We start from the raw sequence: 11,986 nt of genomic DNA on the forward strand, positions 1-11,986 counted from the left end.
GTGTATAAGAGACAGGTCCCGCCCCCGCGCTCGCCCCCTGCCTGTCGGGGCGCGAGGGCGGGCGCGGGGGCGGCGCGGGCCTGTCTCAGCCGGCAGGGCCGGCCCCACCGCCCGTGCCCAGGTGGTCAGTCCGGCAGCTCGCTCAGTGGCCGCAGGCCGTCCTTCGATGCGCCCCGGTTGAGCATCGTGCCCCGGGTCCGTTCGAAGGCGAGCCGGTACTGGGCGCGTTCCTCCGCCGACAGGTCCTTGTCCGTGCGCAGCGCGCCCGCGATGTCCAGCAGGCGGTGGTTCTTCGCCGCGCCCTCGGCGCCCGCCGTGGACCGCTCGACGGCCGCACCGTCCGCGTCACCCGTGTCGCTCTCCTCCTCCGGCGGGATCGTGACGAAGGTCGGCACGTACCGCGCCTCCACGTCCCACCCGCCACCGGACTTCTTGTGGAACTCGAACCAGCCGATGACGCCTTCCTCGGTCAGCCCGGACGGCACGTCGTGCCGCGCGAGCTGGTTCCCGAGGCCGTACGCGATCCAGGTGCCGTCCACCTTCTCCATCGGCTGCACCACATGCGCGTGGTGGCCGATGACCAGGTCGATCCCGGTCTCCTTCGCGATCCGCCGGCCCAGCTTGAGCTGTGAGGCACTCGGGTCGGGATGGTGCTCCCGCCCCCAGTGGATGCTCAGGATCACCGCCTCCGCCCCCGCCTTGCGCGCGGCCTTCTCGGCGGCGTCGATCGCGTCGATCGAGGTCTTGTTGCCGAGCCAGGGCTTGTCGGCCGGCAGCTCGCGCCCGTTGAACCCGAGGGTGTACGAGAGCTGCGCGACCTTCACGCCCTTCACGTCCATGATCAGCGGCTTCGACCCCTCGGCGGCGCTGCGCGCGGAACCGGTGTGCTTCAGCCCGGCCGTGTCCAGGGCGTCCAGGGTGCGGGTCACGCCACCGGGGCCGTCGTCCAGCATGTGGTTGGACGCGGTCGAGCAGGTGTCGTACCCGGTCGTCTTGATCGCCTTGGTGATCTGCGGCGGCACCAGGAAGTCGGGGAAGCTCCGGAAGGGGCCCTTCGGCCCTGCCACCACCGGCTCGAAGTGGCAGATGGCCAGATCCGCCTTGCTGATCACGGGCTTCACCCCGGCCATGATCTTGTCGAAGTCCGGATCCGGGACGTCGGCGCCGACCTTCTTGCCGACCGCCTCGGGGACCTGGGTGACACCGGCGTCCCGGTACGCCTGCTCAGTCAGCTGCGGGTGGATCAGGATGTCTCCCGCGGCGGCGACGGTGAACGACGGGTCGCCCTTGGGCCCCGCCTCGTCGCTGTCGCCACCGACGAGGGAGCAGCCGGCCGCGGTCGTGGCGAGAAGCGCGAGCGTGAGTGCGACGGTGCTCCGGGGCAGGCGTATGCCTGCGATGGACGTGTTTCGGTGTGTTCTCACCCTGATACTTTCACTCGAACATGAGCCCTGATCCGACCAAAAAGATAACGGCACCGGCAAACCTGTCGCGCACCGCCGTGCTTCTGGCGCTCCTGGTCGCAGCGGTCGCCGTGGTCGTGCCCGCGCTCGACAGGTCCCGCACCGACGACCCGAACCCCGGCCCCGCCCCGACCGACGGGCCCTCGCCCGGTCTGGAGCGCCGGCTCTCCTCGTACGCCACCGGGGTCGTCGCCGACTCCCGCTACCGGCCCCCGGACCGAGCCGAACGCGAGGCCCTGGCCGAAGGCGTCGCGCTCTACGTGGACGGCGAGCGCGCGAAGGGTGAGCGCAGGCTGGCCGAGGTGGACTTCGGCGTACGGATCGTGCGCGACGCGCCGCGCGAGGGGGACGGGCCCGGCCGCCGGTACGCGGAGATCGCCGACCGTACGGACGAGACCCGGCGCGGCTGGGGACGGGTCTACGTCGACTTGGACACCGCGCCGCGCTACAGCGTCCAGGTCCCGCACCCGGTCGCCGACGCGTACACCGACCGGCTCGGCGCGGGCGTACTGCGCGGCGCGCCGGGCGGTGTCCTGGTCATCGCGGGCGCCCACCGCCGGGCGGGCGAGGGGAACGCGGCCGATGTCGCCCACCGCCGGGACACCGTCTTCCACGCGATCTCCGCCGAACTCGTCGCCCGTGGGATGCCCGCCATCCAGGTCCACGGCTACGCCGACCGCAGCGTCCCCGGCCGCGATCTCGTCGTCTCCACCGGCGCGGGCGACCGGGCGCGCTCCCAAGGGCACACGCTCGCGGACGCGTTGGACGACGACGGATTCCGGGTCTGCCGGGCCTGGGAGGACAAGTGCCCGCTCGAAGGGCGGAACAACAAGCAGGGGAGGCTCGCCGCCGACGAGGGGGTGCCGTTCCTGCACGTCGAGGTGAGCCGGGCCGTCCGCGGCGACGCGGCGCGCAGCGCGCGGGCGGTCGCGGCGATGGCGACTGCGGTCCGGGAGTGGGGCGCGGCCACCGGAGGTTGACCGGTCGCCGGCCTGGTCGCGCGAGCACGTGGCCGGAGCCGGGAACCCGACGTCGGGAACCCGGCCCCGTGCCCCCGGGCTACTGGCTCTTGAACGACCGGATCTGGTAGTTGCCCTGGAGGTTGCCCTCCCCGCCGGACGGGGTGGAGCCGACCCGGGAGTTGTAGTTGGTCTGCGTGTAGTACTGCACCCGGTGGTTGGTGTTGTTCCGCACCGAGCGGACGTTCTCCCCGCGCTGGATGAACGAGCAGTCGTCGGCGGTATTGGCCTTCCTCTCCTGGGACCACTGGCATCGGGTCCCGCCGCCGTTCCAGTCGCTGTAGATGCAGAAGTAGCCCGGCGAGCACGAATAGGCCGCGACGGTCGGTGCGACGGCGACGCTGGTGGTCGGAACGATCCCGAGAGCGGCGATCGCGGTGACCGAAGCGACAGCGAGCGAGCGGAGACGAAGCATGGTGAACTCCCTTTCGACGCAGGCACGCAGCAGCGCGATCTCACGCTGGGTGCCTGACTGAATCCTTTGCGTGACGTACGTTGCCATTACTTCCCTCCCACCCCCAGGCGCACAGCTCCCTGACCGGGGGCACCCGAAGCGCACCCGCGCACACCGCGACCGCCGCACGCCTTTCAAGGTCACCGGAGCTAGATCCTGTCCGGGACCGGCCGACGCTGTTCATGTCCGGGACGACTGACCGTTCCGCTACTCCGGGGAGATCCTTCACCGGACGGCTACATGGTGGATTCGCCGTGCTCGTGACAGGAAAAGGGATCACCTTGATGACTCAGCCTCGCCGATCGCACACCACCGTCGGCCGCCTCACGCTGTTCACCGCGCTCGCCGTACTCGCCACCGCCATGCCCCACTCGGCCCTGGCGGCCGGCGAACTGCCCGGCGTGCAGCCGACCGCCGAGACTCCGGCCGTGTACGACGACGAGGCGGGCGGCAACGCGGACGCCGACGACCCGGCGATCTGGCGCAACCCCGCCGACCCGGCCCGCAGCCTCGTCGTCGCCACGCTCAAGGAGGGCGGCCTGCGCGTCTACGACCTGGACGCCCGCGAAGTGCAGTCGGTGCCGGCGCCCGAAGCCCCCGGCCCGGACGACGCCCCCGGCCGGTTCAACAACGTCGACCTCGTACACGGCATGAAGGTCGGCTCCCGCAAGAGCGACCTGGCCGTCACCAGCGATCGAGGCAGTGACCGGCTTCGGATCTACCGTGTCGACGGCGGTAGGTCCCACACCCCGCTCACCGACATCACCGACCCCTCGGCGCCGCCGATCTTCTCCTCCTCGCAGGAGGAGATCAACGAGCAGCGCACCGCGTACGGCCTCGCCACCTGGACCGACCCGGCCAGCAAGCGCTCGTACGCGGTGGTCAGCCAACGCGAGCGCACCGCGCTGCGTCTGCTGGAACTGACCGCGGGCGCCGACGGCACGGTCTCCTACCGCACGGTGCGCACGCTCAAGCTCCCTGCCGAGTTCAAGCTGCCGAATGGCGGGACATGGACCCCGTGCGGCGAGCCGGGCGAACAGCCCCAGGTCGAGGGCATGGTCATCGACCCTGAAACCGGCACGCTCTACGCGGGCCAGGAGAGCGTGGGCATCTGGCGCCTGGGCGCCGACCTGAAGGGCACGCCGAAGCTGATCGACAAGGTCCGCGAATACGGGGTGCCGGGCACCTACGACGAGGAGACGGAGGAGTGCGCCCCTGGAGAGGACCCGGGCTACGGCGGCAAGCGCCTGTCGGCGGACGTCGAGGGCCTCACCCTGATTCACCGCGAGCGCGGCGACGACTACCTGCTCGCCTCCAGCCAGGGCGACAACAGCTTCGCCGCCTACGACCGCGAGAAGAACGGGTACGAGGGCGGCTTCAAGGTGACCGCCGCCTCCGAGACCCTGGACGGCACCGAGGAGAGCGACGGCGCCGCCGTCCTCAACGAGCCGCTCGGCAGGAAGTACCCGAACGGCCTGCTCGTCGTCCAGGACGGCGCCGACAAGCCGGGCGAGCCGGACCGGGACGCCACGAACTTCAAGTTCGTGGACCTGAAGCGCGTCCTGCACGCCCTCGACGACTGATCCACCGGCTCCGCGCCGGCCCGGCGGGCGGCGCGGAGCCTAGAACTCGCCCTCGGCGAGGGCGCGGACGAAGGCCGTCCAGGCGCCGCCGGTGAGGATGAAGGCGGGGCCATGGGGGTTCTTGGAGTCGCGTACGGCCATGGCTCCGCAGGGGAGTTGGGCGCCTTCGACGCATTGGCCGTTGCCGTCGTTGCTGTAGCTCGACTTGAACCAGTCGGCGCCGGAAAGCGCGTCAGCCATGGTTGCCATGCGAATCAAAGCTCCTTCATTGCGCTCTCGATCATGCTCAGAGACTCCTGCGGTCCCGGAGACAGAGCTTGCAACTCGTTGAAGGCGTCCTCGTACGCCTCCACATGTTCGCTACGCCGCAGCACCCAGTGGTCGGCCAAGTGCTCCAGATACACGATGGGCTTCAGGGCGAGGCTATCCGGGAAGCGGAAAGTGGTGAACGCTCCGTTCATCGAGCGATGAAGGCCGGCCTTGAAGGGCACAACCTGGACCTTGACGTTCGGCTCGGAAGCGGCCTCGACCATTCGGGCCAGCTGTGCCTTCATGAGCGAAGGGCCTCCCACCTGTCGGAGCAGCACCGCTTCGTTGATGACTACAGCGAACTTCAGTGGTGGATCCCGGCGAAGTACCTTCTGTCGCCTCAGCCGCAATTCGACCATACGGTCGATGTCCTCCTCTGGCCGTCCCTTGTGGGAATGCCGGTGGAGCACCCGTACATAGTCCGCAGTCTGGAACAGACCCGGAACGTACTCCGAGTTGTAGGCGTGCAGGGCAGCGGCCGAGGATTCCAGGCCAAGGACCGCCTTGGGGCCGGGGCCGATGATTGGGCGATACAGCGTCGATTGCCACCATTCACGCTTCGTCTTGGTGACCGCCGCATACTCCTTGAGCTGTTCGGCCGTCGCCTCGTCAACGCCATAGACCTGGCAGAGCGCCATGATGTCGGAGGGCTCGACGGTCGCGTTGTCTCCCGTCTCCAACCGGGTCAGCTTGGAGGGGCTCCAAAGGAGCTTCTTCACAACATGAGTTGACGTCAACCCTGCCTTCAACCGGATCTGGCGCAGCTCATTGCCGAGCTGCAAGCGACACAGCGTGGGCGTCGCCCTTGTATCCGTCATCGTCCGTTCTCCTCCCTGAGCACAGCTCAGGCGCAAATTTCGCGTCTGCCGGCGACGTTCTGCGTCAGAGCGGGAGTTGTCGCCTGGCAGTGAACGGCCCCGCTACCAACGGAAATTCACAATAGAACTTGTTCGCGCAATTCCAGCAGAACACTTCCGGGGCTCCCGCCCTGATGCGAGGCTATACCCGCAGCTCACCCAACGCAGTCACTTCAACGCATTCCGTGAGCGCGGAGATTCGACGACAAGGACTCCCGATGCCCCCCATCACGCGTAGCGCAACTCTCGCCCCGCCCGCCGCAGTCGACATACGGGACGCCGTCCGCCTCAACATCTCGTTCCGCCCCCACACCCGCCGCGTCGCGCATCTGCGCCGTGTCACCGGCGCGCTTCTGCGGGAGGGCGGCATCGGACAGGACGCGGTCGAGACCGCGCAGCTCCTCGTCAGCGAGATCGTCACCAACGCTGTTGTGCACAGCCGCACCGAACGCGTCCGGTTCTCGCTCTCGTACGACCGGAGCGGCGACGTGCTCATCGAGGTGGATGACGGCTCCCCCGCACGGATCGAGGTCCGTGACCCGGAAACCGACGACGAGACCGGCCGGGGGATACTGCTCGTCGCCGCGCTCGCCCGCGCCTGGGGCCGGCGCGGGACCTGTACCTGGTGCACGGTCGCCAGGGCGGAGGCGTCCACCTCATGACGTTCAACCGCCGTACGCCCGGCGCGCATTGGCGTCACCGGGCGCCGAGGTTCGCCCAGGACTCGCAGACGCTCCGCCGTCTCCTCGCCGCCCTCAGGCGCCGCCACCCCGTCGACCACCCGATCGACCTCGCGACCATCTCCCGCACGGTCGCCGACGCCCTCACTCTCCGGCTCCCCCTGCCCGAGCGTGCCTGGGTGGAGGTGACCACACGCGAACTCCGCGGTCATCTCCAGCTCCTGCTGAGCGAATACGACGGGGACGCCGACGCCCCGCCGACACTCGCGCTCCACGGGGACGCCTACCGGCTACTCACACTCTGCGACACCTTCGACGTGACCACCCCGCCCCTGCACGCGTACGAGCTGATGCGCGCTCTGGCCGAGACCACCCGCTCGTTCGCCGACCTCCACGAAGAGCACCAACAAGACGAACGGGCCAGGGAAAGGAACCAATGAGCGATGCCAGGGCCCAGCTCCTGTACGTCATCGCGGTCACCGCCGTCGGCGGCTCGATCGTCGTGGCCCTGTGGCGCGGTTGCTGACCTCCCTGCTCCCCGAGTTCGAGCACACCGTCTGGTGGCCGCCGCCGCGTCGCACCGCCGCTGCACCGCGATGTCCGAAGGTCCTACGCTTGCCGTTCCGTACGACGAGTCGAGAGGCCCCGCCCCCCATGCCGGCACCCGTGCAGCCCAACGACCGCTTCAGCCGGATGTTCGAGGAGGCGGGCGCGCACTACGCCGCCGGTGCCGTGGAGCAGTTGGGCGTCTACGAGCGGTATCAGCCCGTCGGCGGTGCCTGGTTGCTCAGTGACGAGGTGAGTACCCTGCGCGTCGGAGACGTGACGGTGCATCAGTCGCCGCTGGGCTCGCTCGGACACGACGGCAGCTGGCTGTGGGCCTGGGCGAACGAGCGGACGCACCCGCCCGGGTCGTCGCGGCTGACGCTCGCCAACTGGCTGCGGGAGTTCGGGGAGCGCAACCAGATCTACGAGTTCGTGACACCCCGGCTGGAACTGGCCGGGTTCCCCGATCCCGAACTGGCCGCCCGGCGGCTCGCGTTGCTGAGCCTGGGCGCCCTGGGCACCCGTGGCTTCGCGAGCCTGCCGCTGGAGTCCGGTGCCCGTGCCTTCGTGCTCGTCGACGACGCCGGAGTCCCGGAGGCCGCCTTCGACGGCGGCGCGCTCGTGGTGTCGGGTCTGCTCGACCGGGTGCTGAGCCTGTTCCCGTACGATCCGCGGCTCACGGTGGCGGGATATCTCCGGCGCCACGGGTTCGAGACCCACGAGTCGTCCGACGGGCGGCACGTGTACGGCGAGCGGGACGGGCGCACCATGGCCGTCCGGTTCACCGAGGACGATCTGGTCGCGGCGGTGTCCTACGGCGCCCGTCCGGAGTCCCCGAGTGCCCGGAGCGTGCCCGAGTAGCCCGCAGACGTCTCGTGGCCCTTCGCAGCGTCCTGCCCGGAGCAACCGTGAAACGAGAACCGGCGCCTCTGAGTCCCCGCACACCTCCCGCACAGGGACTCCGAGGCCGCCGTTCACCCGCGCCCGCTTCTCACCGGGCTCCGGCCGCGCCCCGCGCCTGGTGCTGACTGAGCTGGGCCGCCAGCAGGTGGGAGTCGAGCAGGGAGACGTCCGCCGTCCGGTCGGCCTTCGCGTAGCCGGCGAGCATGCGCTTGGTCAGGACGAGTGCCTCGGGCGAGCGCCGTACGAGCGGCCGTGTCCAGGCCGCGACGACCTCGTCCAGTTTCTCCAGCGGGGCGGTCTTGTGCAGGAGACCGAGCCGGTGGGCGGTGGCCGCGTCGAACACGTCGCAGGTGAGCATGAGTTCGCGGATCCTGGCCGACCCGGCTTCGGAGACCAGGCGGCCCATGGCACCTCCCCAGGCGGGTGGGAGCCCGATGCCGACCTCCGGCATTCGGAAGCGACTGGTGTCCGCGCCCGCGCGCAGGTCGCAGAACGAGGCGAGCGCGAGCCCGGCACCGATCACGGAGCCGTGCAGCCGGGCGATGGTGACCGCGTGGGTGTTCTCCAGCGCCTGGCACAGCCGGTGGGCCTTGTCCGCGATGCGCCGCAGTTCCCCTCCCGTGGGGTCCGCCGCGAGCGCGTCCTGGTACTCGTTGCGGTCGGAGCCCAGGCAGAAGTCCGCGCCCAGGGACGACAGCGTCAGGACGCGGATGTCCGGGCGCTCGTGGAGCTCGTCGAGCAGGCGGAGCAGATTGTCGAGGGAGGCGACGTCGAGCACGTCGTCCTGCTCCTCCCGGGGGTTGAGCCGGACATGGAGCACGGGACCGTCCTGCTCGACACCTATCTCCCCGCGGGCGGGGCCGACGAGCGTACGTCTGGTTTTCGTCATGCGAGGGCGACATCCAAGTTCAGCAGGCGCCGGAACGCCACCCGGGGCGCCATCGACGGGCTGCGCACGAGGGTGAGGCGGGGGAAGCGCCGTATCAGTTGACGGAGCAGGATCTGGGCCTCCAGCCGGGCCAGCGGCGCGCCGAGGCAGTAGTGGATGCCTCCGCTGAAGGCGAGGTGGGCGGGCTTGCGCAGCGGGTCGAACAGGTCGGGGTCCTTGTGCCTGGCCGGGTCCCGGTGCGCCGCTCCCACCATGAGGTGGACCATCTCGTCCTTGCCTATCTCCCTGCCGCCCAGGACGCAGTCCCGCGCGGCGACCCTGCTGATGACATGGGTGGGCGGGTCGTAGCGGAGCGTCTCCTCCACGAACGCCGGCACGAGGTCGGGGCGGTCGGCGACGAGGGCCCAGCGCTCCGGGCGCTCGACGAGGAGGAGCGTCATGGTCGTCAGGAGTGTCGCGGTGGTCTCCAGAGCGGCCAGAAGCACGAACAGGGCCAGGAAGTAGACCGCTTCGTCGGCCTTGTCGCGGTCGGGCTCGATGCCGTCCCACGTCCGTATCCAGCGGGACACGGGATCGTCCCCGAGGCGGGTGCGCCGCTCGCGTACCAACTCCATGAAGTAGGTGCGCAGTTCGGCGGTGGCCACGTCGGACCCGGCCAACTGGCTCGCGGAGGGCAGCAGTTCCTGGGTGAAGACCTGGTCGTGGGTCAGCTGCCGCAGACGAGGCCAGTCGGCGGCCGGCAGCCCGAGCCAGTCGCCGATGGTGGCGACCGGCAGCTCCTCGCCCACCAGGGCCGCGAAGTCGGCCTCACCATCGTTTAAACGCGCCGCAAGGGTGTCCAGGAGCTGATCCGTCGTCCGGCTCACGGTCCGGCCGATCTGCTCCACGGCGGTCCGGTCGAACGTGCCGGCCGCCCGGCGCACCCGTGTGTGGTCCGGGGGATTGAGCGCGGCCATCGTGTGGCTCATCTCCTGCGAGGAGGAGGCGTTCCACCGCGTACCCGATCCCTGCCGTTCGCGCCAGGCCCCGTCGGGCTCCAACCAGTCGCGGCTGCGCAACACCTGGTCGCAGACCTCGAAACTTGTCGCGAAAGAGCCGCCCCAGGGGGCCGGGTTGACCTCGCCCCTCGATCGCAGCTCCTCGTATATCGGGAAGGGATCCGCCTGCCCCCTCGTCGTCCGAAGACGCGAGAAGAGGGAGGCGGATTCCCTGCGGCTGTACGACGGAGCTGTGACAACTCCCATGTTGGGGGCCCCTTTCAGAGAACCAACCCGAGGCCTACCCGCATCGATGTTGAGGCATCCACTAACACAGGGGTCTCAGAGGGTTACTTAAATCACTCCCCCCTCGTCCATGCCAGGAATCGGCTGAACATGCCCCCCTTGTGCTGCGGCGCCGAGGACGACGTCGACCGGGGCGCCTGGGCGCCGGAGTGCTGTTCGGCGCCTCCTTGCTGCTGGGGCGTCTGGGGCTGGCCGCGCCCAGCGGCCATCGACGGCACCGTTCGGGGGCTGAAGCGGATCGGGACGGTCACCAGCGAGCGGCTCCACGGAGACGGCGCCCAGGCGAGGGTCTTGAACGGGACACGCATCTCGACATCGGGCAGCCGGTTGAGCAGGGCCTCGACGGCCGCGACCGCGATCACGAACGCCGGGTCCTTGGCGGGGCACGCGTGCGGACCCGCCCCGAAGGCCAAGTGCGCCTTCGCGCTGAGCTGTTGGCGGTGCTCGGTCAGCTTGGGGTCGGTGTTGGCCGCGGCGAAGGAGATCAGCACCGGGTCGTTGGCCCGGACCACCCTGCCGCCCAGCTCGACATCGTGGATCGGGTAGTGGGCCGCGTAGTTGGCGATCGGCGCGTAGTTCCACAGGCTCTGGGCGATGGCGTCCTCGACCGGCAGCCCGCTCTGCCATTCCTCGTCCAGGTAGAGCGCGCTGCTGGTGCCGATGACGGCGGTCAGAGGCGCGGTGCCGCCGGAGAGCAGCGTCACGAGCTGGTGCAGCACCTCCTCGTCGGTCAGCTGAGCCGGGTGCTCCATCAGACGGGTCGTCAGGTCGGCCGCCGGACGGCGCCGCTTGAGAGCGATCAGCTCGGTGAGTGCCCCGCCCAGCACCTCGTCGGCGCCGGGGGTGCCCTCGAAGATGCCGCTGATCCCGGCGATCACGCGGTCGCCGATCTCGGGCGGGCAGCCGAACAGCTCGCTGAAGACCAGCAGTGGCAGCGGCTGGGCGTAGTCGGCCATCACCTCGGCCTGGCCGCGGGGCTCGGAGCTGAAGCGGCTGATCAGGTAGTCGGCGGACTGCTGTGTCTGCCGCACGAGCTGGAGCTCGTTGACCGTGGCGAGACTGTCGGTGACCGCCTGGCGCAGCCGGGCATGGGCCGCGCCGTCGCTGAACAGCGCGTTGGGGCGGTAGCTCATCATCGGCAGCGCCGGGCTGTCCGCGGGGACACGGCCCTCGTTCAGCGCCTTCCAGCGACGCGAGTCGCGGACGAAGGACGCGGGATTCTGCAACACGTACAGGGCGGCGTCGTAGCTGGTGATCAGCTCGACCTGGACGTCCGGGGCGATGTCCACGGGCGCGCTCGGGCCGAACGAACGCAGGTGCGCGTAGTGGCCGTCGGGGTCGGCTCCGAAGGCGGGGCCGTACAGCGGGACGTTCCCGTGGGCGGGGCAGCCTGGGGGTATCTCTTGGGCGTCAAGCGGCTGTTGCATGGTGGCGCTCCTAGCCGAATTGGGACATGAGGTGTTGGACGAGGGTGATGAGCGCCGGCGCCGATGAGCCCTCGTCGCGTACGTCGCACTTGACGACGGGGGTGTCGGCGGTCAGGTTCAGCGCCTCGCGGACTTCTTCGAGCGGGTAGTCCGTGTTGCCCTCGAAGTGATTGACGCCGATGGCGTACGTCAGGCCGAAGCTCTCGACCAGGTCCAGGACGGGGAAGGACTCGTGCAGCCGCTCGGGGTCGACGAGGACCAGTGCGCCGAGCGCGCCGCGGGACAACTCCTCCCACATCTCCTTGAAGCGCTCCTGTCCGGGCGTTCCGAAGAGATAGAGGACGAGCGAGTCACTGAGGGTGAGGCGGCCGAAGTCCATGGCCACGGTGGTGGTCTTCTTGTGGGGTGTGCCGGAGAGGTCGTCGAAACCCTCGCTGGCCTCGGTGATCTCTTCTTCGGTCCGCAGCGGCTCGATCTCGGAGAGACTCGCGATGCAGGTGGTCTTTCCGACTCCGAAGTGCCCCACTATGAGGATCTTCACCGTCTGGGAGACGTCCGGATCCAGGTACACGC

Annotated in this window: 13 protein-coding genes; 5 read left to right on the forward strand and 8 right to left on the reverse strand. The window is 69.7% G+C overall.

The features are described 5' to 3' along the window. Positions 1–125: 125 nt before the first annotated feature. Entirely contained in the window at positions 126–1,424 is a 1,299-nt protein-coding gene (locus P3L51_RS14695; RefSeq protein ID WP_354605643.1) for a CapA family protein, read from the reverse strand. A 20-nt stretch (positions 1,425–1,444) separates the two neighbouring features. Between P3L51_RS14695 and P3L51_RS14700 the strand changes: the two genes are divergently transcribed. Continuing rightward, positions 1,445–2,443, forward strand: a complete 999-nt coding sequence (locus P3L51_RS14700; protein ID WP_354605644.1) for a hypothetical protein — start codon at positions 1,445–1,447, stop codon at positions 2,441–2,443. Between the two features lie 79 nt (positions 2,444–2,522). Here the strand turns inward: P3L51_RS14700 and P3L51_RS14705 are convergent, their stop codons facing one another. Continuing rightward, entirely contained in the window at positions 2,523–2,897 is a 375-nt protein-coding gene (locus P3L51_RS14705) for a peptidase inhibitor family I36 protein (protein ID WP_354605684.1), read from the reverse strand. Between the two features lie 323 nt (positions 2,898–3,220). On the opposite strand from P3L51_RS14705, the gene P3L51_RS14710 reads away from it, so the two are divergent. Continuing rightward, entirely contained in the window at positions 3,221–4,519 is a 1,299-nt protein-coding gene (locus P3L51_RS14710; RefSeq protein WP_354605645.1) for a phytase, read from the forward strand. Positions 4,520–4,558: 39 nt separating this feature from the next. Here the strand turns inward: P3L51_RS14710 and P3L51_RS14715 are convergent, their stop codons facing one another. Further along, a complete protein-coding gene (locus tag P3L51_RS14715) occupies positions 4,559–4,768 on the reverse strand; it encodes a DUF397 domain-containing protein (protein ID WP_354605646.1) in 210 nt (69 codons plus the stop codon). Between the two features lie 5 nt (positions 4,769–4,773). After that, positions 4,774–5,610 (reverse strand): helix-turn-helix domain-containing protein, encoded by an 837-nt coding sequence (locus P3L51_RS14720; protein ID WP_354605647.1) that lies wholly within the window; start codon positions 5,608–5,610, stop codon positions 4,774–4,776. Between the two features lie 293 nt (positions 5,611–5,903). On the opposite strand from P3L51_RS14720, the gene P3L51_RS14725 reads away from it, so the two are divergent. The 3 genes from P3L51_RS14725 to P3L51_RS14735 all read left to right on the forward strand — a co-directional run bounded on the left by P3L51_RS14725 (position 5,904) and on the right by P3L51_RS14735 (position 7,772). Beyond that, entirely contained in the window at positions 5,904–6,347 is a 444-nt protein-coding gene (locus P3L51_RS14725; RefSeq protein ID WP_354605648.1) for an ATP-binding protein, read from the forward strand. Further along, positions 6,344–6,805, forward strand: coding sequence for a DUF6415 family natural product biosynthesis protein (locus tag P3L51_RS14730; RefSeq protein ID WP_354605649.1), 462 nt, complete (start codon positions 6,344–6,346; stop codon positions 6,803–6,805). The genes P3L51_RS14725 and P3L51_RS14730 overlap by 4 nt, the downstream gene beginning before the upstream one ends. Before the next feature lie 214 nt (positions 6,806–7,019). Next, on the forward strand, positions 7,020–7,772 hold the full coding sequence (locus P3L51_RS14735) for a DUF6882 domain-containing protein (protein WP_354605650.1): 753 nt from the start codon (positions 7,020–7,022) through the stop codon (positions 7,770–7,772). A 130-nt stretch (positions 7,773–7,902) separates the two neighbouring features. Here P3L51_RS14735 and P3L51_RS14740 read toward each other — a convergent pair whose 3' ends face one another. From P3L51_RS14740 to P3L51_RS14755, 4 genes are all read right to left on the reverse strand, one after another. Beyond that, entirely contained in the window at positions 7,903–8,703 is an 801-nt protein-coding gene (locus tag P3L51_RS14740) for an enoyl-CoA hydratase/isomerase family protein (protein WP_354605651.1), read from the reverse strand. Then, a complete protein-coding gene (locus tag P3L51_RS14745; protein ID WP_354605652.1) occupies positions 8,700–9,947 on the reverse strand; it encodes a cytochrome P450 in 1,248 nt (415 codons plus the stop codon). Before P3L51_RS14745 ends, P3L51_RS14740 begins: the two co-directional genes overlap by 4 nt. Positions 9,948–10,039: 92 nt before the next feature. Next, positions 10,040–11,413 (reverse strand): cytochrome P450 family protein, encoded by a 1,374-nt coding sequence (locus P3L51_RS14750; protein ID WP_354605653.1) that lies wholly within the window; start codon positions 11,411–11,413, stop codon positions 10,040–10,042. A 10-nt stretch (positions 11,414–11,423) separates the two neighbouring features. After that, the gene (locus P3L51_RS14755; protein WP_354605654.1) at positions 11,424–11,984 is read right to left on the reverse strand and encodes a GTP-binding protein; all 561 of its coding nucleotides are present in this window, start codon (positions 11,982–11,984) and stop codon (positions 11,424–11,426) included. Positions 11,985–11,986 lie beyond the last annotated feature (2 nt).

It is taken from the genome of Streptomyces panacea (genome assembly GCF_040560175.1).
Classification (GTDB): domain Bacteria; phylum Actinomycetota; class Actinomycetes; order Streptomycetales; family Streptomycetaceae; genus Streptomyces; species Streptomyces panacea.